At 36.4% G+C, this 22,915-nt stretch carries 26 protein-coding genes and 1 riboswitch; of the genes, 24 read left to right on the top strand and 2 right to left on the bottom strand.

The genetic code is table 11. The features are described from left to right. Window positions 1-211 precede the first annotated feature (211 nt). From PATL70BA_RS00865 to PATL70BA_RS00840, 6 genes are all read left to right on the top strand, one after another. Window positions 212-1,996 carry a serine hydrolase domain-containing protein gene (locus PATL70BA_RS00865; protein ID WP_125135595.1) on the top strand — a complete coding sequence of 595 codons (1,785 nt, stop codon included), beginning with the start codon at window positions 212-214 and terminating at the stop codon, window positions 1,994-1,996. A 120-nt stretch (window positions 1,997-2,116) separates the two neighbouring features. Next, a complete protein-coding gene (locus tag PATL70BA_RS00860; protein ID WP_125135594.1) occupies window positions 2,117-3,970 on the top strand; it encodes a TIGR03960 family B12-binding radical SAM protein in 1,854 nt (617 codons plus the stop codon). Continuing rightward, window positions 3,954-4,631, top strand: coding sequence for a TIGR03936 family radical SAM-associated protein (locus PATL70BA_RS00855; protein WP_172596043.1), 678 nt, complete (start codon window positions 3,954-3,956; stop codon window positions 4,629-4,631). Before PATL70BA_RS00860 ends, PATL70BA_RS00855 begins: the two co-directional genes overlap by 17 nt. Window positions 4,632-4,635: 4 nt before the next feature. Further along, complete coding sequence (locus PATL70BA_RS00850; RefSeq protein ID WP_125135592.1) at window positions 4,636-5,823, top strand: ribonuclease E/G; 1,188 nt, start codon at window positions 4,636-4,638, stop codon at window positions 5,821-5,823. Window positions 5,824-5,897: 74 nt separating this feature from the next. After that, a complete protein-coding gene (locus tag PATL70BA_RS00845; protein WP_125135591.1) occupies window positions 5,898-6,143 on the top strand; it encodes a hypothetical protein in 246 nt (81 codons plus the stop codon). Window positions 6,144-6,204: 61 nt separating this feature from the next. Next, window positions 6,205-6,735, top strand: a complete 531-nt coding sequence (locus tag PATL70BA_RS00840) for a cysteine hydrolase family protein (protein WP_172596042.1) — start codon at window positions 6,205-6,207, stop codon at window positions 6,733-6,735. 15 nt (window positions 6,736-6,750) lie between these two features. On the opposite strand, the gene PATL70BA_RS00835 is transcribed toward PATL70BA_RS00840, so the two are convergent. Beyond that, window positions 6,751-7,287 carry a hypothetical protein gene (locus PATL70BA_RS00835; RefSeq protein ID WP_125135589.1) on the bottom strand — a complete coding sequence of 179 codons (537 nt, stop codon included), beginning with the start codon at window positions 7,285-7,287 and terminating at the stop codon, window positions 6,751-6,753. Window positions 7,288-7,507: 220 nt separating this feature from the next. On the opposite strand from PATL70BA_RS00835, the gene rplU reads away from it, so the two are divergent. The 8 genes from rplU to rsfS all read left to right on the top strand — a co-directional run bounded on the left by rplU (window position 7,508) and on the right by rsfS (window position 11,828). Further along, entirely contained in the window at window positions 7,508-7,822 is a 315-nt protein-coding gene (gene rplU / locus PATL70BA_RS00830) for a 50S ribosomal protein L21 (RefSeq protein ID WP_125135588.1), read from the top strand. Window position 7,823: 1 nt separating this feature from the next. Continuing rightward, a complete protein-coding gene (locus PATL70BA_RS00825; protein ID WP_172596041.1) occupies window positions 7,824-8,147 on the top strand; it encodes a ribosomal-processing cysteine protease Prp in 324 nt (107 codons plus the stop codon). Window positions 8,148-8,149: 2 nt separating this feature from the next. Beyond that, complete coding sequence (gene rpmA, locus PATL70BA_RS00820; protein ID WP_125135586.1) at window positions 8,150-8,434, top strand: 50S ribosomal protein L27; 285 nt, start codon at window positions 8,150-8,152, stop codon at window positions 8,432-8,434. 140 nt (window positions 8,435-8,574) lie between these two features. Next, on the top strand, window positions 8,575-9,849 hold the full coding sequence (gene obgE / locus PATL70BA_RS00815; protein WP_125138364.1) for a GTPase ObgE: 1,275 nt from the start codon (window positions 8,575-8,577) through the stop codon (window positions 9,847-9,849). A 99-nt stretch (window positions 9,850-9,948) separates the two neighbouring features. Beyond that, window positions 9,949-10,239 (top strand): ribosome assembly RNA-binding protein YhbY, encoded by a 291-nt coding sequence (gene yhbY, locus PATL70BA_RS00810; protein WP_125135585.1) that lies wholly within the window; start codon window positions 9,949-9,951, stop codon window positions 10,237-10,239. A gap of 26 nt (window positions 10,240-10,265) precedes the next feature. Further along, entirely contained in the window at window positions 10,266-10,892 is a 627-nt protein-coding gene (gene nadD / locus PATL70BA_RS00805; protein WP_125135584.1) for a nicotinate-nucleotide adenylyltransferase, read from the top strand. Beyond that, entirely contained in the window at window positions 10,879-11,472 is a 594-nt protein-coding gene (gene yqeK, locus PATL70BA_RS00800) for a bis(5'-nucleosyl)-tetraphosphatase (symmetrical) YqeK (RefSeq protein WP_125135583.1), read from the top strand. The genes nadD and yqeK overlap by 14 nt, the downstream gene beginning before the upstream one ends. 2 nt (window positions 11,473-11,474) lie before the next feature. Further along, window positions 11,475-11,828, top strand: coding sequence for a ribosome silencing factor (gene rsfS / locus PATL70BA_RS00795; RefSeq protein WP_125135582.1), 354 nt, complete (start codon window positions 11,475-11,477; stop codon window positions 11,826-11,828). Between the two features lie 604 nt (window positions 11,829-12,432). Here the strand turns inward: rsfS and lexA are convergent. Beyond that, complete coding sequence (gene lexA, locus PATL70BA_RS00790) at window positions 12,433-13,053, bottom strand: transcriptional repressor LexA (RefSeq protein WP_243115941.1); 621 nt, start codon at window positions 13,051-13,053, stop codon at window positions 12,433-12,435. A gap of 185 nt (window positions 13,054-13,238) precedes the next feature. On the opposite strand from lexA, the gene PATL70BA_RS00785 reads away from it, so the two are divergent. The 10 genes from PATL70BA_RS00785 (at window position 13,239) to PATL70BA_RS00735 (ending at window position 22,700) form a co-directional block, all read left to right on the top strand. Then, window positions 13,239-13,607, top strand: coding sequence for a LysM peptidoglycan-binding domain-containing protein (locus tag PATL70BA_RS00785; protein WP_125135580.1), 369 nt, complete (start codon window positions 13,239-13,241; stop codon window positions 13,605-13,607). A 101-nt stretch (window positions 13,608-13,708) separates the two neighbouring features. Beyond that, a riboswitch (glycine riboswitch) is annotated at window positions 13,709-13,808 on the top strand. Window positions 13,809-13,946: 138 nt separating this feature from the next. After that, window positions 13,947-15,035, top strand: coding sequence for a glycine cleavage system aminomethyltransferase GcvT (gene gcvT / locus PATL70BA_RS00780; protein ID WP_125135579.1), 1,089 nt, complete (start codon window positions 13,947-13,949; stop codon window positions 15,033-15,035). A gap of 11 nt (window positions 15,036-15,046) precedes the next feature. Further along, window positions 15,047-15,430, top strand: a complete 384-nt coding sequence (gcvH, locus tag PATL70BA_RS00775; RefSeq protein ID WP_125135578.1) for a glycine cleavage system protein GcvH — start codon at window positions 15,047-15,049, stop codon at window positions 15,428-15,430. 9 nt (window positions 15,431-15,439) lie between these two features. Continuing rightward, window positions 15,440-16,771, top strand: coding sequence for an aminomethyl-transferring glycine dehydrogenase subunit GcvPA (gcvPA, locus tag PATL70BA_RS00770; protein WP_125135577.1), 1,332 nt, complete (start codon window positions 15,440-15,442; stop codon window positions 16,769-16,771). Then, on the top strand, window positions 16,768-18,228 hold the full coding sequence (gcvPB, locus tag PATL70BA_RS00765; protein ID WP_172596040.1) for an aminomethyl-transferring glycine dehydrogenase subunit GcvPB: 1,461 nt from the start codon (window positions 16,768-16,770) through the stop codon (window positions 18,226-18,228). The genes gcvPA and gcvPB overlap by 4 nt, the downstream gene beginning before the upstream one ends. After that, window positions 18,225-19,637 carry a dihydrolipoyl dehydrogenase gene (lpdA, locus tag PATL70BA_RS00760; protein ID WP_125135576.1) on the top strand — a complete coding sequence of 471 codons (1,413 nt, stop codon included), beginning with the start codon at window positions 18,225-18,227 and terminating at the stop codon, window positions 19,635-19,637. Before gcvPB ends, lpdA begins: the two co-directional genes overlap by 4 nt. Before the next feature lie 108 nt (window positions 19,638-19,745). Continuing rightward, window positions 19,746-20,354 (top strand): class I SAM-dependent methyltransferase, encoded by a 609-nt coding sequence (locus PATL70BA_RS00755; RefSeq protein WP_125135575.1) that lies wholly within the window; start codon window positions 19,746-19,748, stop codon window positions 20,352-20,354. Window positions 20,355-20,924: 570 nt separating this feature from the next. Beyond that, window positions 20,925-21,122, top strand: a complete 198-nt coding sequence (locus PATL70BA_RS00750) for a response regulator transcription factor (RefSeq protein ID WP_172596039.1) — start codon at window positions 20,925-20,927, stop codon at window positions 21,120-21,122. A gap of 805 nt (window positions 21,123-21,927) precedes the next feature. Next, window positions 21,928-22,389 (top strand): hypothetical protein, encoded by a 462-nt coding sequence (locus tag PATL70BA_RS00740; RefSeq protein ID WP_125135572.1) that lies wholly within the window; start codon window positions 21,928-21,930, stop codon window positions 22,387-22,389. 2 nt (window positions 22,390-22,391) lie between these two features. Further along, window positions 22,392-22,700 (top strand): hypothetical protein, encoded by a 309-nt coding sequence (locus tag PATL70BA_RS00735; RefSeq protein WP_125135571.1) that lies wholly within the window; start codon window positions 22,392-22,394, stop codon window positions 22,698-22,700. Window positions 22,701-22,915: the final 215 nt, after the last annotated feature.

The following is a 22,915-nucleotide window of genomic DNA, read 5'->3' as shown; positions in this document are numbered from 1 at the left end:
TGGTTATAGGGTAAAAACTAAGTTTCACTAATTCACATAAAATATATAGATTACGTTGATGCATTCATAACTATATATTGTATGTAAAAGTTCAACTATATAGTTTTGACACCTAAACCATCGATTTAAGCTAGATTTAAGATTGACGTAAGCTTCTTTATAGGTTCAGGTACTATAATGGTATCCATACTTAAATAAAGGAGTGTTAACAATGAAAAGAAAAATGATGTGTTTAGTAATGGTAGCTTATTTTGTAATTATGGGTTTGACAACAACCGCTTATGGTGGTCAATTCGTTAAGGATTCCAAAGATGAACAATTCTTCGACCGAATGGATCAACAATTAAATGCCATTATTGATGAAGGAAAGTCTGTGGGTGCTGTTGCAACGATGGTTGCAGATGGTGAGAAAGTTCTCTCTAAGGGTTATGGTTATGCAGATGTAGAACGTGGTCTTGAATCCAATGGGAAGGATGTCGGCTTTAGAATTGGTTCCATATCTAAGACCTTTGTTGCTGTTGCTGCACTGATTGCAGTGGAAGAAGGCTATATCGATATGGACCAAGATATATCCTTATACCTTGAAGAAGTTAAAGCTTTCAAACCACTTAAATATCCCGTTACAATGCAGCATCTTTTGACCCATACGAGCGGTTTTGAAGAAATAGTAACAGGCATGGCGGTTAAAAACGTAAGTGATACGGAGCCACTGTCAGAAACAATCGTTAAATACAGACCGGAACAGATTACCAGACCCGGAGAAATAGCTTCCTACTCTAATTATGGGATTGGCCTTGCAGCTTATGTCATTGAAAAGTCAACAGGCACTGATTTTGCTGACTTTTGTTATGAGAAAATCTTTAAGCCTTTAGAAATGAATCATACTACTTTTGATCACATGCATGATACTGTCAGAGTATCACAAGCTTATTTACCAAGTGGAGAGGTTACTTTGGACATGTATATGAACATCTATCCTGAAGGCTCTGCAGTCAGTACGGCAGATGATATGGCGAAGTATATACAATGGTTGCTCGAACCTTCTAATCGTGTTTTGAGTCAGGAGTATAAAAAAGAGCTATTAGAGCAACAGTTTTCTATGGCGGATGAATTTGAAGGCATTGGATATGTATGGAACAGAAAAGAACAAAATGGTCATTTATACTTGGAAAAAAAGGGAGAGACCCTTCATTTCTACTCGAGAATTCTATTGTATCCGGAGAAAAAAACAGGCATTTTCTATTCTTTTAATACATATGTTCCCTCTGAAACCATTGACAAGGTCAGTGGGGCGGTTACAGAACAAATATACGGTAATCAGGAAGTGCCTAACGAAATAGGTGGAGCAACCTATAATGTAAGTGGTTGCTATGCTAATTTATGGCAGAGCCAAAAAACGCCGGAGAAATTATTACGTTTTTTTGTGCCAGGGAAAATGGTGGATGTATCCGGTTCCTTATCAGAAGGGTTTACATTAAACGATAAAAAAATGGTGCATCTCGGTAATAATGTTTATGAATCGTCCATTGGTAAGGTAAAGTTCTTTGATATGAATGGCAAGACTTATATGACAACGGCATTCTCACAGACTTATGAAAGAATCAATGGTTTAGAAAACAAAGGCATTACATTTGGTGTGAGCATTCTCTTTATACTTGCAACCTTCATCTATGGTGTGATGGCGTTTATCAAATTAAAAGATCGCTCAACGATTTACCAGGTTGCACGCTTAGTATCCTTCTTCCAGTTGGTATCTTTGGTAGGGATGATTGGTCTACTCATTTACGGTATGATGAATTTTAATATGTTAACGTTTACAAAGTACTTACAAATGGCAGGTTGGATGATTGTGACAACAACCTTACTGGATATATTAAGTGCTTTTAGAGCCAAGCCACATACAACACAAAAAGGTATTCATATCCTATTATGGTGTCATGTTATTGTCAGTGTTGCTTTTTGTATCGTGATTTGGAACATGAACTTACTTGGGTAGTATAATTCAGTGTTTGACTATTTCATAATTATCATGTAATATTTACTGTTGAGGTTGAATCTTAACTTGATTTTTCCTTAGTTTAGATCTACATATACAGTTTTAATACAAGGAGACTTTATGGATAAATTGTTTTTAGAAGACAGGATTCTATTACAAGTAGAAAAGCCTGCAAGATACATCGGTAACGAAGTCAATGCGATCTATAAGAATAAAGATGAAATAAATATTCGCTTTGCCTTATGTTTTCCGGATGTTTATGACATTGGAATGAGTCATTTAGGCCTTTCCATACTTTACAATCTTTTGAACCAACGAGAGGATCTCTGGTGTGAACGTGTTTTTTCACCGTGGGTGGATTTAGATCATATTATGGAAGAAGAGAACCTTCCGCTTTTTGCCCTTGAGAGCCAAGAACCTATAAAAACTTTTGATTTTATAGGGATTACCATTCAATATGAAATGTGTTATACCAATATTCTTAGGGTGCTTGACCTGGCTCAAATACCTTTACTAAGCAAGGATAGAACAGAAGATCATCCGCTTGTTTGTGCAGGAGGGCCTTGTGTCTATAACCCTGAGCCTATTAGTGATTTCATTGACTTCTTCTACATAGGAGAGGGAGAAGTTCAATTAGACGCTTTAATGGATGCTTATAAACACCACAGGGAAAATGGTGGCACTAAAAAAGCTTTTCTTGAATTAGCCGCTACTTTTGAAGGTATTTATGTACCGGCTTTTTATGATGTTACCTACAATGAAGATGGGACCATAGAAAGTTTTCTCCCTAAACATCCAATGGCTAAGCCGCAAGTAAAAAAAGTCATCATGATGGATATGACAGGCTCCAGATACCCAATGAAGCCGATTGTTCCTTATATTCAGACAGTACATGACCGCGTTGTTCTTGAACTTTTTAGAGGCTGTGCTAGAGGTTGCCGTTTTTGTCAAGCAGGTATCATTTACCGTCCTGTAAGAGAGAAGGATCTAGAAGCGTTAAAAGAACAAGCAATAGAGATTGTCAAGAATACCGGACATGATGAGATTTCACTCATTTCATTAAGTTCCAGTGATTATTCTCATTTAAATGATTTGGCATCACATCTCATAGAGGCACCGGAGTTGGCACATGTGAATTTGTCCCTACCCTCACTTCGAATTGATGACTTTTCAATAGAACTGATGAGCAAGGTACAAGACGTAAGAAAAAGCAGTCTGACGTTTGCACCGGAAGCAGGCTCTCAAAGAATGCGAGATGTAATAAATAAGAACATCAGCGAGGAAGACATCCTTAAAGGTGCCTATGAGGCTTTTATGGGCGGCTGGAATAGAGTTAAGATGTATTTTATGCTTGGCTTACCGACAGAGACAGAAGAGGACGTTTTAGCCATTGCCAAGCTCGGACAAGATATAGTAAACCAGTGGTTTACTATGCCGGGAGATATGCGTAAGCAGAGACTTCAGGTTGTACTTAGCACTTCCTTTTTTATACCTAAGCCATTTACACCTTTTCAATGGATGGGACAAGCTAGTAGTGATGCTTTTCTAGAAAAATCTAAACTGATCAATAGGAACATCAATAAGAAGAATATTAAATACAACAGTCATGATGCGGATACCAGTCGAATAGAAGGCGTATTGGCACGTGGTGATCGAAAGCTTAATGAAGTTATATTAAAAGTTTATCAAAAAGGTGCCCGATATGATGCATGGTCGGAACATTTTGATGTAGCATTATGGAATGAAGCTTTTGCTGATTTGGGCATGGATTCAGCTTTTTATAATGAAAGAACGCGGGAATTAGAAGAAATACTTCCATGGGATTTTATTGACATCGGTGTAAATAAATCATTTTTGCATGATGAGTTTTTGCGCGCTAAAAAGGGGGAGACCACTGTTAATTGTATGGAGGGTTGTACCAACTGTGGCGCAATGTGTTTTGAAGGAGGTATTTGTTATGCTCGTAAGGCTTAAATTCAAAAAAGAAGGACCGATTCGATTTGTTGGCCATTTGGACATGATGCGTACTTTTCAGAAAAATTTTAGTAGAGCAGGTATACCTATTGCATACTCAGAAGGTTTTAATCCTCATCAGATATTTTCTTTTGCCAGTGCCTTAGCCGTTGGGGTGACCAGTGAAAGTGAATATATGGATGTTAAGTTGACAGAAGATGTGGCTATTGATGTTTTATTAGAAGCCATCAATGAGAAAGCGCCAGAGGGTATTGTCTTTTTAGATGGGGTTGAGATCATGAGTAAAGAAACGTCAGCTATGGCATCGGTTGTCGCGGCTACTTATAAGATAGAGATTCTAAAGCCGATTATAACTGATGATATGGTGACGGCTATGATGTCACAGGATACGTTAATAATAAGAAAAAAGAATAAAAAGGGTAAAATTAATGATTTTGATTTAAGACCGGGTATTATTAATATTGTTCTAAAAGAAGGGAACCTTATAATGACCATCGCCAACGGCAGCCATTTTAATGTCAAGCCGGAAATGGTGCTTGAGAAATTATTGGCTTTAAACGATTTGTCTTATGAACGTGGTGATTATAGATTCCACCGAGTTGAAATCTACCATGAGCATAATGGTTTAAGACCTTTGCTAGAGGTAAAGTTAGGATTGTGATGACATGAGCAAAAAATTGGTGACCACCCGTTACAATGAAAACATATTAAGCGCACTTTTGGATGAAAAAGAACGCGTCCTTGAAGTACATCTTTTTTCAGGTGAAGTTGAAACGGATATTGGTAATATCTATGTGGGTACAGTAAAGACCATTAAAAAAAACATTCAGTCCGCTTTTGTTGATATTGGTAAATCGGACAATGTTTTTCTATCTTTACTTGAATCAAAAAATATTTATTATGCAAAAAAAGTGGGAAAAGGTCAGGCGCTCGTGCCAGGGGATGAAATTCTCATACAGATTCAAAAAGATGCGCATAAGACCAAATTGGCAAAAGCTATTACTGACTTTTGTTTAACCGGTCGCTACGTTGTTTTGACAACGGATAAACCATCCGTTTTTATATCCTCAAAAATCACGGAGGATGAAGAAAGATTAAGGCTCAAAACACTTATTAAAAATTATGTTTCAAAATCATACGGTTTTATTGTTCGTACCAATTGTAGTTTTGTTTCCGATGATTTGGTGGTTGATGAGGTTCGAAAACTCATTCAATTATATGAAAAGATTCTAAAAACCTTGGCTTTTAGGAGCACAGGTCAACGCATCTATACCCAAGGATCACCTTATATGACTTTACTTAAGGATTTTCATGAAGATGAAGTCACAGATTATATATATGATGATCAAAACCTGTATAGTGAAGTTGAAAATTTTTTGAGTGAAAATCATCCTGAAATCGTTCACAAACTCATGCTCGTTGACCAAGAGATGTCTTTGTATAATTACTTTAATGTTCAAAGCAAAATCGATAAGCTTTTACATAAAAAAGTGTGGCTAAAATCAGGTGCATCCATTATCATAGAACCTACGGAAGCTCTAACTGTGATTGATGTCAATACTGAGAAAACTTTAAGTAAGAAGCAAGTTGAAGAAACAATTTTTAATACCAATATGGAGGCTGCTGAGGAAATAGCCTATCAATTGCGCGCTAGAAATATTTCAGGTATTATTATCATTGATTTTATTGATATGACAGATCCGGATGACAAGAATAAGCTCATGCAGAAGTTAAGATATCTAACAAGCTTTGATAGAATTAAAACAACGGTTATTGATATGACAGCACTAGGGCTGGTTGAAGTAACGAGAAAAAAAATCAAGCAACCCTTATCCGAATTGTGGGATAATTAGATAACATAATTTTATTGTTGAATTTATAATATACATTTGTTAAAATGAGAGTATAAAAATGAGGGCGGTGACATATGTCGACTTTTAAGAAATTAAAAGACTTTTTTTTCGGTGACTGGCAAGAAGCATATATAACAACTTTAGAAAATGAGTTTAACCGTGTTATTGGATTGCTTGATGAAAACGACATAAAATACAAATACAAAATACTTACTGGACATAAAAATGACAGAACACCATCATCAAGAAATGCATATTATGTTCATGTTCTAAAAGAAGATTTCCAAAAATTCAATCAATTATTAGACTTCAAGTATTAAGGCAACTTTTTTTGACACATATGTTATACTGGAATTGAAACATGTGAAAGGAGGGCTTCACGTGGATAACAAGACAGCTTTATTGGTACTTGAAGTTCAACAAGGTCTTTTTGATAAAGATAAATTTAGATTATATAATGAAGAAGCTTTGCTTAAGAATATTAGAAACCTGATTGACCGAGCGCATGAAGAAGGTGCCATGGTCATATATTTGCAACATTCAGATGAAGATTCAGGTTTTATTAAAGGTACAAAAGAATGGGAGATACATCCATTTATTCAGCCTATTGAAAAGGATTATGTCATTGAGAATCATACTCCCAATGCATTTTATAAAACAAAATTACATGACCTGTTAACGAGAGAAGATATCAAATACCTCGTCATTACAGGAGTACAGACCGAAGGCAGCATAGATACGACTTGTAGGCAGGCATTTTCTCTTGGGTATCACAATATATTGGCGAAAGATGCTCATTCTACATTCGACTCAATACCACTGACAGCACAACAAATTATTGACCATCATCATAGGATCATGGCCAATTGGTTTGCTGAATTAATCAGCAGTGATGATATTGAGTTTTTCTAAAACCCATTTTTGCTATTAAGTCAACATTTCTGTGGAAAGGAATTTGTTGAAGATTCTAGAATCAAAGAGGTTGTGAGAAAAGTAGTTGGGGTCGTCAAAAGACTTAACATAACCTTTTCTATAGTCTTCAAATAATTGGGTTTGGTCCGTTTTTATACCGTAGCCGATTTTTAAATCATATTCGCAGAAGAACGTTTCAAAAAGGGTATCATCCAACTGTTCCTTAGGAATAAGAAAAGCAATTGCAAAATCTTCAATGGGTTTTCCTTTACTTAATACGCCAAGAATGGATTTACCATGACGTACCTGAATGGGTCTTATTTGATGTTGTAAATTAAATCGGTTTAGGTTTTTTTCTATGCCTATAACATAATCCAAAGGTGTAGGTTGATGTACAGACCCAAGATGGGTTTCAATCATAATAAATAAATCTTCTCTCTGTGACAGTTTTCGGTAGACATCTAATCGGAAGGCTGTCATATTTTTATGATAATGGTATACAGTATGGTACTTTGCAAGCTTTTTGTCATAGGTTACTTTTATCTCTTTCATAATACCTCCACATTCACGATATGAACTGTTCTTATTATAGCAAAGATTGGTATGTCTGCAAACCGTAGATATGTTGATGAAGCACAAAATCGTTATTTACTAAAAGACCTTGACATAGTTTGCTAACTGTGATAATCTATACCATGGTATGCCGCACGGTCAGGTTATAAGTCTTCGGACGCCAAAACCGGCGAGTCTTAAAAAACGAGGAGGTGCCAGAATGTATGCAATTATAGCAACAGGTGGAAAACAATACAAAGTAGCTGAAGGTGATATCGTCAGAGTAGAAAAACTCGGATTAGCTGAAGGTGATGCTGTGGTTTTTGATCAAGTTATGTTGGTTTCAAACGAAGGGGATTTAACCCTTGGGAACCCTACTATAGCTACTGCAAAAGTAACAGGAACTGTTACTGCTGAAGGTAAAAGCAAAAAAATCACTGTTTTCAAATACAAGCCTAAGAACAATGGTTATAAAAGAAAACAAGGTCATAGACAACCTTTCACTGCAGTTAAAATCGACGCGATTACTTTATAGTATGATAGAAATTATACTTTATAAAAGAGTAGCCGGTAACGTGGGTTTTTGTGTGAGTGGTCATGCAGGTTTTGAAGAAACAGGTAAAGACATTGTATGTGCAAGTGTTTCAGTCCTTGCTATTAATACAGTCAATGCTATTAAGTCCTTTACAGATGACCGATTTTCACTTCAATATGATGAAGACGGAAAAATCGACATGATGATGAAGGCGACTTTGTCTCCCACAAGTCAAGTTTTACTTGATACATTTGAACTGGGTATGACATCGATTTATGAAGAATATGGACATGATTATATAAATATTAAAATCGAGGAGGTGTAACCATGTTAAGAATGAACCTTCAATTATTTGCACATAAAAAGGGAGTTGGTTCTACCAAAAACGGTAGAGATTCCGAATCCAAAAGACTCGGTGCAAAAAGAGCGGACGGACAATTTGTGTTAGCAGGTAATATACTATTTAGACAACGTGGAACTAAGATTCATCCTGGTAACAATGTAGGAAGAGGCGGCGACGATACGCTTTTTGCATTGGTAGACGGTGTTGTTAAGTTTGAAAGAAAAGGCAGAGACAAAAAACAAGTATCTGTTTATCCAAAAGCTCAATAAGAATTATTTAAGTTTCAATGGTTTAGACTGTTGAAACTTTTTTAATTTAGCGTGTACATTCTACATGCCTTATTATGTTATAATATGAAAAAGAACTGTTGATGTGTTATTAAAGCAACGGAAAAAAGGTGCAAGTTATGATTTTTGTAGATCAAGTAAGACTAAAAGTGAAATCAGGACGAGGCGGGGACGGTTGTGTCAGCTTCCGACGTGAAAAATATGTACCAAATGGAGGCCCAGATGGAGGCGATGGTGGTCGTGGTGGGGATGTAATTTTTATAGTTGATCCCAACTTAAACACCTTGTATCCCTTTAGACATGCTCGGGTTTTTAAAGCAGGAAGCGGTCAAATGGGCATGGGCAGTAATTGCCATGGCAAGGATGCCGATGATCTTATTATCAAAGTCCCAAAAGGAACCATCATTAAAGAAGCGAATACCGGAAAAGTCATAAAAGACCTTTCTGCTTCCGATGAAGTCTATAAATTATTAAATGGTGGTAAAGGTGGTAAGGGCAATCAGCATTATGCGACGCCTACCATGCAAATACCAAAATATGCACAACCGGGTCAAGAAAACAAGGAAATTGAGATTATTCTTGAACTCAAGTCTATTGCTGATGTCGGTTTGGTAGGTTATCCAAATGTGGGTAAATCTACATTACTTTCTGTTGTATCCAATGCAAAACCCAAAATAGCAAACTACCATTTTACAACTTTAAACCCTAACTTAGGTGTCGTTGATATTAATGGAGACGGATTTGTTATTGCAGATATTCCGGGACTCATTGAAGGGGCATCAGAGGGTATTGGCCTTGGACATGAATTTTTGAAGCATGTTGAAAGAACGAAAGTTTTACTGCATGTGGTGGATGTTGCATCGACAGAGGGTAGAGACCCAATTGAAGATATTCGTAAAATGCAATATGAATTAGAACAATTTAACCCTGAATTATTGAAAAAACCTCAAATTATTGCAGCTAACAAAATAGATGCCTTGTTTGAAAATGAAGCCCTTGATCGACTTAAAGAGACATTTGAAAAAGAGGGGATTAAAGTTTTTCCAATCTCAGCTGTAGCAAGAAAAGGGTTGAATGAACTTCTGTATCACCTAGATGGCATATTAAAAGCTATGCCACAGGAACACTTAATATATGAACAAGAGTTCTTTATTAAAAACATCGAAGATCCAAAAGAACCTATTATTGTTTCTAAAGAAGCCGATGGTGTTTTTACAGTCGAAGGTAGTAGAGTCGAACGTATGCTTGGCTATACCAATCTTGAAGATGAAAAAGGCTTTATTTTCTTCCAGAATTTTCTTGAAACTGAGGGCATTCTTAAAGAACTTGAGTCTTTGGGTATAGAAGAAGGCGACACAGTAAAAATCTATTATTTACAATTTGACTATTATAAATAAGATTAAAGTGTCAAAACTAGAGGATTGAACTTTACATACTGTCTAAGTGATTCTGAGATTCTTAGTTTTGATGCTCAACCAAATTACAAGGAGAAATATATGAATTCGAAACAAAGAGCATATTTGAAAAAATTGGCGAATACTTTAGAACCCATTTTTCAAGTTGGAAAAGGCGGCGCTTCTCCAGAGTTAACAGAGGGCATAAATGAAGCACTTGAAAAACGAGAACTGATCAAAGTCACTGTACTGAAAAACTGTATCTATGAAGTGAAAGATATTGCAGAAATGATCAGCGAGAGAACCCACGCTCAAGTGGTTCAAGTCATAGGACGTAAGTTTGTTCTCTATAGACCTTCTAAGGATGAGCCTAAAATAGTCTTGCCAAAATAGAAGACAATAACGATTAAGGAGTCTTTATGAAAAACATTGCTATCATGGGTGGAACCTTCAATCCCATACATATTGGTCATCTAATAGCAGCCCAGTGTACATCCGATCATCATCTTTTTGATGAGATATGGTTTATGCCTTCCGGCAATCCTCCTCATAAAGAGGATGAGGTTATTATTGATAGTGCCCATCGTATGGAAATGTGTCGTCTGGCTACCAAAGACCATCCAACCTTTAGGATCTCAGATTATGAGTTGAACAGAAAAGGTAAGGTTTATTCTGTAGATACATTTGCTATGCTTCAAAAAGAGTTCCCTGATAACAAGTATTGGTTAATTATAGGTACAGACTCACTTTTTAATCTGGAAGAATGGTACAATCATAAGAAACTCCTTAAAATAGGCGCCTTTGTTATTGTTCATCGTAGCGGTTATGATGAGGAGAAGTCACTGGAGCAACAAGCCAGACTCAGAGAATGTTATAACACTTCTTTTATGAATGTGCATATGCCTCAAATAGAAGTCTCCAGCACAATCATTCGACAACGTGTTGCAGAAGGCAAACCTATTAACTATTATGTACCTGACGCTGTTTCTGACTATATTCATAAGCATAATCTCTATCAGTTAGGTGATGATCATGAAATTCGTTGAAGTCCTTATTGCAGATCAGAAAATCACACAAAAGCTTAAGAAAAAGCTTTCACCAAAAAGGTATGAGCATACCCTTAGTGTTACGAAAGTAGCCTATGAACTTGGAAAGGCTCATCATTATAACCCAAGTAAAGCTGCCCTTGCGGGCCTGCTTCATGATTGCGCCAAGCATTATTCGAATAAGAAGTTACTGCGTCTTTGTGAAAGATATGCTATTACAAAAAGCAAAGCTGAAGAGTTAAATCATGATTTGTTGCATGCAAAAGTCGGCGCTTTTATTGCTAGAGAAAAATATCATGTCGAAGATCCGGATATACTTAATGCAATTACGTATCATACAACAGGACGACCAAGTATGAGTTTGCTTGAAAAGATTGTTTACATAAGCGATTATATTGAACCGGGACGAAAACATGGCGGACGTCTTGATTTGATTCGTAGAATTGCTTATCAGGATTTAGATAAAGCCATGCTCTATATTCTAGAAGATACACTGGAATATTTACATCATAGAAAAGCAACTATAGACCCAGTTACAAAAGAAACTTATAACTATTATAAGAAATTAAGAAGGGAATAACTATGTCAATTATTAAAGAGATGGTAAAGATCGCATATAATGCATTAGACGACAAACAAGGTGAAGATATTCGTATTATTGATATTTCAGGTATCAGTGTTATGGCGGATTATTTCATCATAGCTCATGGTAACAACCCCAATCATGTAAGAACCTTAATGGATTTTACTGAAGAGAAGTTAAACAAAGCCGGTTTTGATACCAAGAATATTGAAGGTAATCATAATGGGAGTTGGGTACTATTGGATTTTAAAGATATTATTGTTCATATTTTTGATAAAGAAAACCGTTCGTTCTATGATTTAGAGCGTATTTGGGCTGATGGGAAGATTATTGAGGACGTTAAATCGTTTTAGTGAAATAGTAGCAAGGTTTTAATTGGGTCTCTAAGTGGATAGTGATTGCTTAGAGGCTTTTTTATGCAATGAATGTGGTTATGAAGTAGATTCCGTGAAAATTAATTTTGTTTGATGCGTTTTGTGGTTGATTTTGTAAATGGCAATAGTCGTAGTTATAACTCAAAGCTTTTCCTTGCCTTACACTTCGTACGGTCAGCGGAAAAGCTTTGTATTATATCTACTCGGGAATAGATCGTCATTTCGTCAAGAATAAGCACTGCTCAATCATCCTTCCTTTTTTAATTTTCAAGGAAAGTCATACTTTAGTATTCAGCCTTGAAGCGTGGCAGAATACGTCAAGGACCTTTCCTATCAAACCATTCAGAAATATGAGCAGAGCTCATAGCGAAGCGAAGCTTCTTTTCTTGCATCCATGTAAAAAGGAAGGACATTCTACATCCATGTAGAACTGTGATTAATCAGTACTTTTCCTTGCCTCATTCGGTGTCGGATTAAAAGAAATAATTTCTTTCCAAAGAAAAGGCCTGAATCAGATTTTTATTCTGAGGCAGACCTGTTTTTTTGTATAGTTTAGTTGAAACAAAACCTAAATCAATTACTTTTATATGTATTGTCTAAACAAACTGATGACTTTACCTTCGATCACGATAGAATCATCGTAGACACGTATTGGCTCAAGTTGATCGTTTTCCGGTTGTAGACGAATGTGATCACTTTCACGGTAATAGGTCTTAACGGTTACGGAATCTTCAAGTAGGGCAACAACAATGTCACCGTTTGTTGCAGTTGATTGTTTTTGTACGATAATTAAGTCACCTTCAAATATGCCTACATTAATCATGCTATCACCTTTAACACGAAGCATAAATAGCTCCTGATTGGGTGCATAATCCACCGGTAGAGGAAAGTATTCTTCAATGTTTTCAACGGCTAATAGAGGCTCTCCGGCAGCGACGCGTCCTAGAATCGGAACATTAACTATTTCACGTCTTTGTACATTGAACTCATCATCGAGTATCTCAATAGCTCTTGGCTTAGTGGGATCTCTACGAATAATACCTTTTTTCTCCAGACGTTCCAAATGACCATGTACAGTAGACGTAGACTTTAATCCAACGGCTTCCCCGATTTCTCTTACTGAAGGTGGATAACCTTTACTTAAGATCTCCTGTTTTAAAAAATCTAAAATCAATTGTTGTTTTACTCCTAAATCGTTTGACACGAAGCTCACCCCATTCATATATTTACCTTATGTTTTCATAATAGAATATGTGTTCTAATGAAATAAGTATAGCATAGCTTCATAAAAACATCAAACGTTTGTTCGCCTTTTTTCATAAAATGCATTGACATAGAACGCACGTTCGTATATAATTGAGATACAAACAAACGTTCGGGAGTGATGAGATGAAGTCTATAGCAAAACACAGACAATACAGGATTTATCAGAATTATGAATTTTTAAAAACAGTAGCCGGTATTATCCTTGCAGCGGTATTACTATTATACCTCGTTCAAGTGAGTTTTGGCTCAAATAGCATACAAGGTGATATTTATGTAGAAGATAAGGCTTACATTGTCATCCAGATTGAAAAAGATGATAGTTTATGGTCGATTGCAAGTGCTTATATGAATCGTGATTATTATGATCATGAATCGTATATTAAAGAAGTTATAAATATGAATCATTTGAAGGATACAACCATTCAGGCAGGAGAACAAATACTAATTCCAATCATAAAAAGTCAAGAGCCGACGGTTACGTTGTTAGAGTAGACAAAGAACAGTTATTGATTTGCCTTTCCCAGTTGTAAAATTTCTTATTATAATTTACAGAAATATCTTGAATGTGTTATACTTAAAGTAGATTATGCTAAATGATTTTAGGGAAAGAGACCATCAGTTGGCGCCGAAGAAGCAATACATTCCAAGTCCTAGAATGTAGAATCTTTCAGGCAAAAGGATCCCTAAAGGATAGCTCTCTGGAAAGACCTTAAGTGGTCACCGAAGGGGCAATACTCTCAGGTAAACATACAGAGTTTTAAAGGTGCTTATTTATTGTGCTTTTAGGACTCTGTTTTTTAGTTCTTGAGAAATTTATGTAAGGAGGGACTTATGGGTAAGAGAACATGTTTATATGAAATGCATCTTCAGTATAATGCTAAGATGGTTGATTTTGCCGGTTTTGACATGCCGATTCAGTATGAAGGCATTATGGATGAACATGCAGCGACGAGAAATGCAATTGGCCTATTTGATGTAAGTCATATGGGAAAGTTTGTGCTTAAAGGAGAAGATGCTAAAAGCTGTATCAATCATATGGTGACCAACGATTTGACGACGCTAGAAGATGGGCAAGCTATGTATGCACCCATGTGCTATGAAGATGGGGGTACAGTCGATGATATCCTCGTGTACCAACACGCACCGGATGATTTGCTCTTGGTTGTTAATGCAGGGAATAAAGATAAGGATTACAAATGGATTGAAAGTCATTTATTACCGGGTGTTGACCTAAAGGATATCACAGATGATTTATGTCAATTAGCGGTTCAAGGACCAAAATCTGTGGCATTCATAATGACATTAACCGATGCGCCTTTAGATACGATTAAATATTATCATTTTATGGATCAGGTGGTTCTTGCGGATGTACCTATGTTAATCTCTAGAACCGGTTATACTGGTGAAGACGGGTTTGAGCTGTATTTTGACAAAAAACATGCAGACAAGATTTGGACACTATTATTAGAAGAAGGTTTGTCTTATGGTATTAAACCATGTGGTTTAGGTGCTAGAGATACTTTAAGATTTGAAGCCGGTATGCCCTTATATGGTAATGAGCTATCTGAAACCATTAATCCATTAGAAGCAGGATTAGGTTACTTTGTCAAATTAGACGGTGAGGATTTTATTGGTAAATCAAGTTTAGAACAGTATAAGAATCAACCTAAGCGAAAACTGGTTGGTTTTGAATTAATGGAGAAGGGTATTGCAAGACATGAAACTGAGGTCTTAAGCTCTGAAGGTGATGTAATAGGTTTTGTCACTACCGGTTACATCTCACCAACACTGGGTAAGTCTATTGGTTTGGCTTTAATACCTTATGCCTATGACAAAGACAGTATATTTGTACAGATCAGAAAAAAACGCATTGAAGCTAAGATTATAAACAAAAGATTTTTAAAACATAATAAAATTTGAGGAGGTTTTTTATGAAAATTGTTAAAGGTTTATATTATTCGAAGGATCATGAATGGATTAAGATTGAGGGTGACCGCGGTTATATCGGTATAACTGACTATGCGCAGGAAGCAATGGGAGATATTGTCTTTATAGAGTTACCGGATGTAGATGAAAGCTTTGCAGCAGAAGATAACTTTGCGGTTATTGAATCCGTAAAAGCAGCAGCAGATATTTATCTACCTATTGGTGCAACAGTGGTTGAAGTTAATAGCAAACTGGAAGATGAACCGGAACTGTTAAATAAAGCACCCTTTGATGAGCATATTGCTATTATCGAAGGTTTTGAAACGGATGAATTAGAAACGCTCATGGATGCTGATGCATATGAAGCTTATTGCAACAGCTTAGAATAGGAGGACTATATGCATCCTTATTTGCCACATACCCAAGCGGATATTGACCATATGCTCCAAAAAATTGGTGTAGAGTCTATAGAAGACCTTTTTACGGATATTGATGCTAAGGCTCTACTCAAGTCACCGATGCAGATACCAAAAGCAAAAAGTGAAGGACGGGTTATCAGAAAACTAACAAAACTGGGCGAACGTAATATAGATACAGCCAATTGGTTAAGTTTTGTCGGTGGTGGCATCTATGAACATATGATTCCGACCATTGTACCTCATTTGATATCCAGATCCGAGTTTTATACTGCGTATACACCTTATCAGCCTGAAATATCTCAAGGTACCTTACAAGCCATCTTTGAATATCAAACGATGATTTGCGAACTAACAGGACTTCAAGTTGCCAATGCCTCCCATTATGATGGCTCTACAGCCCTTGCAGAAGCAGTTTTTATGGCTTGCGGCACTACAAGACGTGACACAATTCTTATTCCGGATACGCTATCACCAGAATCAAAGAATGTTCTAAGAACCTATTTAAAGTATAAAGATCTAAACTTGATTGAAGTACCTTCTAAAGATGGTGTTGTTAGTAGCCATCTATTAAAAGAGTATATGAACGAAGACATAGCAGCCTATCTCGTTGCAACGCCTAACTATTATGGTAATTTGGAAGACCTAACTGGTGTGTCAGAGCAATTACATGCAAACAAGAGTTTGCTGGTTATTATGTCCAATCCCATGTCACTAAGTCTATTCAAATCACCGGGTGAATGGGGCGCTGATATTGCAGTGGGTGACGGTCAAGTCTTTGGTAATCCCATGAATTTTGGTGGCCCAACACTAGGTTATATGGCCTGTACTGAAAAACTGATGCGTAAGATACCCGGACGTATTGTTGGAGAAACCCTTGATTTGGATGGGAACAGAGGCTATGTATTGACCCTACAAGCAAGAGAACAACATATACGTAGAGAAAAAGCCACAAGCAATATCACTTCTAATGAAGCATTAAACGTACTTGCAGCCACCATTTACTTAAGTACCATGGGACTTGCAGGTATCAAAGAGGTTGCAAGGCGGTCACACATTAATGCTTGTTACCTTAGAGACCACCTAAAAGGCATCGAGGGTATTAAAGTCATGCACAACCAACAGATTTTTAACGAATTTGTCATTCAGATTCGTGAAGGTATGGATGTTATGAAGTCTCTTGAATTGTTTCAGATTATACCGGGCATTATAATTGACCATGAAAAAAATCTTCTATTAATAACGACCACGGAAGTGCATGAAAAAGAAGATCTGGATACTTTGGTGGTTGCTATGAAGGAGGTGCTAGCATGATGAAAAAAAACATCTATGAAATCAGCAAAGAAGGAAGGCGAGGGTATTATTTTGATACCTATGACCTCGAAGATTATAGTAAAAGCTTTGAGATTCCTGATAAGTTTAGACGTGAAGAAGCCCCAAGATTACCTCAAGTTAGTGAAAACTATGTGGTCAGGCATTTTACCAATCTTTCTAATAGGAACTATGGTGTGGACACAGGTATGTACCCCCTTGGTTCGTGTACCATGAAATACAACCCCAAAATCAATGAAGTGATTGCGGCTATGCCGAATTTTTCCCATACCCATCCAAGTTGGCGAGAAAAGCATGTTCAAGGTAATATGAAAATTATCTATGAACTCCAAGGTATGTTAAGTGAACTCACCGGAATGCCGGGTATTTCCTTACAACCGGCTGCGGGATCACATGGTGAACTGACCGGTCTTATGATTATGAAGCAATATCTCATCGACCAAGGAGATGTTCATAAAAAGAACATCATTATTCCGGACTCAGCGCATGGTACGAATCCGGCCAGCGTAACTATGGCGGGTTTTGTTGCCAAGGAAGTTAAGTCTAATGCAGAAGGTACCATCGATATGGATGCACTTGAACTGCTTATTGATGAGAATACAGCAGGACTCATGTTGACCAATCCAAATACGTTAGGCCTTTTTGAAAAAGATATTCTTGAAATCACGAAGCGTATTCATGATGTAGGAGGGCTTGTCTATTGTGACGGCGCGAATATGAATGCCAATATGGGGATTACAAGACCTCTAGAAATGGGCTTTGATATTGTTCATCTGAATCTACATAAGACATTATCAACACCTCATGGTGGTGGTGGCCCAGGTTCGGGACCCGTTGGTGTGGTATCCAGATTAAAAGAGTATCTGCCCGGTCCAATCGTTATAGCATCTGATGAGGACTTCTATACTTTTAAGATGCCTGCAAAAAGTATTGGACATGTTAAGAACTACTTTGGTAATTTCGGTGTCTATTTAAGAGCCTATGTGTATTTCCTTACGATGGGTGGCGAAGGCTTAAAGCTTGCCAGTCAATTGGCGGTCCTTAATGCCAATTATATGAAAGCTTGTTTGAAAGATGCTTATAAGGTTCCTTATAAGGCTTTATGTAAGCACGAATTTGTATTAGCCGGATTAAAAGAACCGGGTGATGTATCTACTCTAGATGTTGCAAAACGATTGATTGATTATAAGGTGCATCCACCAACGATTTATTTCCCTTTGATTGTTGAACAATGCCTTATGATTGAACCAACTGAATCTGAAAGCCTAGAAACTTTAGACGACTATATAAATATTCTACTTAAGATTGCAAAAGAAGCGAAAGAGCAACCGGAATTATTACACAATGCACCTACAACTGCATCTGTCAGACGATTAGATGAAGTCAGTGTTGCCAGAAGTCCGGTACTCAGCTATCGTTTTAATGGAGAAGAAAAATGATAAAAGACATAATCATTATAGGTGGTGGGCCGGCCGGCTATGAAGCTGCACTCTATGGTGCGCGTTATGGTGGGAACATAACCTTGATTGAAGATCACAAAATCGGTGGCACTTGTCTTAATTATGGCTGTATACCCACCAAAACTTTAATAGAACGTGGTGCCTTGTATAACAAAATGATGCATGCCAGTGAGATGGGCATTCATAATGACCATGTAGAACTGGATTATGAAAGTATGCAAAACCAAAAAGCAAAAATCATTAGCGATTTGGCAAAGGGCATCATGGGTCAATTAAAGAAGGAAAAAGTAAATTATGTTGAAGGTTTTGCTAAAGTAGAAAATAACAAGACGGTATCGGTCACCTTAAATGATGGCTCTACGAGTCGTTTTCTTGGAGATGCCATTGTCCTTGCAACCGGTTCAAAGTCTATAAAGCCGAATATCAAGGGTATAGAAAATGAACGCATACTAACATCTAAGGATATTCTGGAGATGAAACGCTTACCTGTATCTATCACCATCGTTGGTGGTGGTGTGATAGGTATGGAGTTTGCATCCATGCTAAACCATATGGGTGTAAATGTCAGTGTCGTTGAATATGAGAAAAACATATTACCAACAATAGACAGTTCAATATCCAAGCGCTTAAAAAGTCTATGTCAACAAGCCGGTATAGACATACATACCGGTTCAAAGGTGATCGGCTTTGAATCTCTTTCTAGTGATATGGAAGAAATGGAATATAAGGATGGTAGTAAGGTTAATAAGGGTATTCGGACCGTCTTTATAGAAAAGGAAAAAGAGGTTCATATTGATTCGGAGTATGTTCTGTTATCTGTTGGCCGTATGGGTGTGTGGGATCAGGAAACCATTGAAAATATAGGTATAGCACATAATAATAGATTCATCCAAGTAGACACCAACTATGAAACCAGTGTAGACGGTATCTATGCAATTGGTGATGTTAACGGACTTTCCTTATTGGCACATGCTGCTTATAACCAAGGACGACAATTAATGGGCTATCTTTTAAGAAATCATGATATTCATAGACCCTATATTCCAAGCTGTATTTTTACAGACCCTGAGATTGGCAGTATTGGTCTAAGTGAAGAAGAAGCGAAGGAAAAAGATATCAAATTTAAGAGCCAAAAAACCCTGTATGGTGCATCCGGTAAAGCCATGGCCATGAACGCTACAACAGGCTTTATCAAATCCCTTATAAGTGAAGAGGGGAAAATAATCGGTCTGCATATCCTTGGTGCTCATAGTACAGATTTGATTCATTATGGCATCATAGCTATGGAAGGCGGTCTTACAATCCATCAGCTCCAAGACATGGTTTTTGCCCATCCTACATTAGGCGAACTCTTTAGTGACCATGTTCATAGTTACTATACTTTTTAGATGCGTTGTTCTATAATATAGTTATGGTAAAGTGTTAAAATTAAAAGCTAAACACGACAACGACGACAAACAGTTAACATAATATTGTTATGTAAAGTAGGTGACCTTATGAGCAAGTTAAAGCATTTTTATTACGATGCATTTATGATGCCTTTAGAAAAATTAAGACTTCATGATAAAAGAAAGCAATTACTTAAAGATGTGTCCGGTGATGTCTTAGAAGTAGGTTATGGTACAGGTGTTAATCTGAATTATTATCCTTACGAGCAGATGGACAGTTTAACTTTGGTTGATCAAAAGATTCCGGATCATTTTTCCATCAAAAAAATACCCCGAGATTTGGTTTTAAGTATTATGAAAGGTGATGTAACCCGTTTACCTTTTGAGGATGCGTCCTTTGATAGCATTGTTGTAACCTTTTTGTTTTGTACGGTTCTTGAGCCTGATAAGGGCGTAAGTGAGCTGTATCGTGTACTAAGACCGGATGGCAGGTTATACTTCATGGAACATGTATTACCCAGTGCCAGACCTTACAATCAGCTCTTTCACAAGTTGACACCGGTATGGAAGCGGGTAGCCAGTAATTGCCACCTAAATAGAGAAACAGTTATGACCATACAACACGGCGGTTTTAGATTAGTGGAGTATCATCGGTTCTTTAAAACAAGTTTTGCTTTTGGAATCGCTAAAAAAGGTGAATTTTACGATATTCAGTAAGACTTCTTAATAGAAAACAATGAAAAACAGGGGCTATGTTGACATAATAATGTTATGTTAATATAGTCCTTATTTATTACTTTAAAAGGTCTTATTTTTCTAGGCATGGCCTAATCAAGCATATTCATTTATATACAACAAGGATGTGTCTTGACACATCGTCTTCTATAGGCATATAGAATCAAAAAAAGTTCTAAAACTTGACAAAAATATCAAAGTAATATATAAATAATCTTATGCAGATTCTTGTATGAAATTATAAGAAATAGTTGCGTTTCTAACAGACATCTCTTCACCGACTATTTCATAGCAGAATACTGGCAAGGAAAATAGATAGAATAAACGACTGAGGATGGGGAAATAGAATAATATGGGGAAATGTATAGGTAATCATGACATTTCGCAATTTATTTCCAAGACAAAAAATTGAATATATTACAGATATTTATTAAAGCTTTTTGCTATGCTTATATATAGCGAAAGATAGGTTTACTAAGTGTGATTTAACGGTATATCACATAAATTGTAATAAAATTAAATTTATTTCTTGCGAAAAAAATGAGGTGGCGTATGAAAAATAATATCAGTGAACAGCAAAAAGAAATTTTAAAACTAACTGCTAAAGGATTAATTAATGAAGCAATTGCATATGAATTAAATGTTAGTGAAAATACAATTAAGTATCACAAAAAAAGAATTTTTAAGATATTAAATGTATCATCTATGGCAGAAGCGCTTAGTTTTGCTTATGAAAACAGTATCATTTAAACATTATTAAAAAAACAGTTAAGCTGAAGATATTGTTAAAGAAGGAGGTTAAAATGAAAACGGTTTTAAAAATTGTTATTGGAATTTTGGTTTTAATTATTGTCTATGCTATATTTTCTATAGGAATTCAAAACATCCTAATGAAATGAGAATTAGACCACTATACTAAGTCATAAGAAATGCTTCCTTGTTGTATTCCAGTATTATAACCCTAGTTAAACGGAAAAAGGTGAAATATGAAAATAAAGAAAATTGTATCGATAGTGATTGTTTTAATTATCAACTTGAGTGTACTCATGATATTTAAGAATATTGATTATTCCTTGTTAACATGTATACTGTCATATTTTGTTGTGACAATGGTAGCCATTTTTAAGCCAGAGCTTATTGGGAATGATAAGATCAGTGACTCATCCGTTAAATTAAAAGAAAATTTGTGGAGTTTTGTCGTTATCGTTATATTGCTTATCATATTGATCTTATAGAAAACTAAAACCGTATATATTTAATATGACACCGTCATCATTAGTTTAGTCCATGATCATTGCTAACAATTACTTTAAGGGGGAGTATGAAATGTTACGATGAAAACATAAAATAGTAACAGTAGACATTGCAATGATAGAAGATGAAGAACTTAGGTCTATTCATTATTACATTATTTGAATTTTTCTTTTGACAGTAATGGAGAATATCGAGATTTAAGTAGAAAATAAAGTTCCTATCAATTCAATAAAAAATTAAAAATAGGTTTATAGGTTGCCCTACTTAAACAACTTAAATATTTTATATGAGGTGAAATATTATGGCATTTGTATACGAAAAACTTAGCAAGAAAGACCAAGAATTTATTGCATCATTCAAGTTACCATATCCCCTTTCACGTAGTATGATGGCGGATATACCAAGGTGTTGGGCAGCTGACAGAGAAAGAGAGATGTTCTTTGTTAGTGTAGGTGGACAGGGATTTCATTTTAGTGAAGAGTATCCTCCTTCTTATTATTACTTAATTTGGTGTGGACAACTAATAATGATGCAATCATATTATAAAGCAATTGGAAATATGCAAGAAAAAAGAAAGTACATTTATAAAGTACACTGTATTCTCGCGCCAAACATTCTTGTAAGCCAGAGCGCGTTGATTGCTGAGGTGATTAAAGAAGCTGTAACAGAATATGAAAGAGGTAGCAGTCAATTTTTTGGAACAATTGAATTCGAAGAAATGAGTACGCCAATCTTCATGGAAGGGGATATACGATATGAATAATATTGCCCAAAGATGACACCATATTTGATGAAGTCTATAAGCTCACCACCTCTCTTGAAACAACAAAGGTAGAGCGAGCCATCCTAAAAGCGGCACAAGAAGGCAACATTGAAGCCATCGACAGGCTCATCAAAGAAAACAGCCATTTAAACATCGATACTGATATCCTGATCCGTCAAAAAGAACTAGGCGTCCTGATACAGTCTAGCCAAATCGAAAAGCAAAACGCCTTGTCCACCAATGTGAATCAGAGCAACAAAGAGCTAGACATCGCAAAGAAAAACCTCAGCCTTAGAGAAACTAAAATCTGAACTATCCGAAAACGGTGGCCAACAAGTAGACATCAAACTCGACACATTTCCCTTTCAAAAATACGGCGTCATACTGGGCGAAATAGTCCACATAAGCCCTGACGCAGTAGATGATGAAAAAAGAGGCTACGTCTACAAAATCAAACCCCTCACCACAACTCTAAGAGTAGAACACAAAGATATGCCCATCAGCCTCGGCATAACAGCCCAGGTTG

This window comes from Petrocella atlantisensis, from assembly GCF_900538275.1.
Lineage (GTDB): Bacteria > Bacillota > Clostridia > Lachnospirales > Vallitaleaceae > Petrocella > Petrocella atlantisensis.
The sequence above is the reverse complement of the archived record's forward strand: the minus strand, read 5'-3'. Positions and strand labels throughout refer to the sequence as shown.

What these genes read in the sequence shown, in the direction of transcription:
- PATL70BA_RS00865 (WP_125135595.1), top strand. Translation starts at nt 212, where the DNA reads ATGAAAAGAAAAATGATGTGTTTAGTAATGGTAGCTTATTTTGTAATT.
- PATL70BA_RS00860 (WP_125135594.1), top strand. Translation starts at nt 2,117, where the DNA reads ATGGATAAATTGTTTTTAGAAGACAGGATTCTATTACAAGTAGAAAAG.
- PATL70BA_RS00855 (WP_172596043.1), top strand. Translation starts at nt 3,954, where the DNA reads ATGCTCGTAAGGCTTAAATTCAAAAAAGAAGGACCGATTCGATTTGTT.
- PATL70BA_RS00850 (WP_125135592.1), top strand. Translation starts at nt 4,636, where the DNA reads ATGAGCAAAAAATTGGTGACCACCCGTTACAATGAAAACATATTAAGC.
- PATL70BA_RS00845 (WP_125135591.1), top strand. Translation starts at nt 5,898, where the DNA reads ATGTCGACTTTTAAGAAATTAAAAGACTTTTTTTTCGGTGACTGGCAA.
- PATL70BA_RS00835 (WP_125135589.1), bottom strand. Translation starts at nt 7,287, where the DNA reads ATGAAAGAGATAAAAGTAACCTATGACAAAAAGCTTGCAAAGTACCAT.
- rplU (WP_125135588.1), top strand. Translation starts at nt 7,508, where the DNA reads ATGTATGCAATTATAGCAACAGGTGGAAAACAATACAAAGTAGCTGAA.
- PATL70BA_RS00825 (WP_172596041.1), top strand. Translation starts at nt 7,824, where the DNA reads ATGATAGAAATTATACTTTATAAAAGAGTAGCCGGTAACGTGGGTTTT.
- rpmA (WP_125135586.1), top strand. Translation starts at nt 8,150, where the DNA reads ATGTTAAGAATGAACCTTCAATTATTTGCACATAAAAAGGGAGTTGGT.
- yhbY (WP_125135585.1), top strand. Translation starts at nt 9,949, where the DNA reads ATGAATTCGAAACAAAGAGCATATTTGAAAAAATTGGCGAATACTTTA.
- nadD (WP_125135584.1), top strand. Translation starts at nt 10,266, where the DNA reads ATGAAAAACATTGCTATCATGGGTGGAACCTTCAATCCCATACATATT.
- yqeK (WP_125135583.1), top strand. Translation starts at nt 10,879, where the DNA reads ATGAAATTCGTTGAAGTCCTTATTGCAGATCAGAAAATCACACAAAAG.
- rsfS (WP_125135582.1), top strand. Translation starts at nt 11,475, where the DNA reads ATGTCAATTATTAAAGAGATGGTAAAGATCGCATATAATGCATTAGAC.
- PATL70BA_RS00785 (WP_125135580.1), top strand. Translation starts at nt 13,239, where the DNA reads ATGAAGTCTATAGCAAAACACAGACAATACAGGATTTATCAGAATTAT.
- gcvT (WP_125135579.1), top strand. Translation starts at nt 13,947, where the DNA reads ATGGGTAAGAGAACATGTTTATATGAAATGCATCTTCAGTATAATGCT.
- gcvH (WP_125135578.1), top strand. Translation starts at nt 15,047, where the DNA reads ATGAAAATTGTTAAAGGTTTATATTATTCGAAGGATCATGAATGGATT.
- gcvPA (WP_125135577.1), top strand. Translation starts at nt 15,440, where the DNA reads ATGCATCCTTATTTGCCACATACCCAAGCGGATATTGACCATATGCTC.
- gcvPB (WP_172596040.1), top strand. Translation starts at nt 16,768, where the DNA reads ATGATGAAAAAAAACATCTATGAAATCAGCAAAGAAGGAAGGCGAGGG.
- lpdA (WP_125135576.1), top strand. Translation starts at nt 18,225, where the DNA reads ATGATAAAAGACATAATCATTATAGGTGGTGGGCCGGCCGGCTATGAA.
- PATL70BA_RS00755 (WP_125135575.1), top strand. Translation starts at nt 19,746, where the DNA reads ATGAGCAAGTTAAAGCATTTTTATTACGATGCATTTATGATGCCTTTA.
- PATL70BA_RS00750 (WP_172596039.1), top strand. Translation starts at nt 20,925, where the DNA reads ATGAAAAATAATATCAGTGAACAGCAAAAAGAAATTTTAAAACTAACT.
- PATL70BA_RS00740 (WP_125135572.1), top strand. Translation starts at nt 21,928, where the DNA reads ATGGCATTTGTATACGAAAAACTTAGCAAGAAAGACCAAGAATTTATT.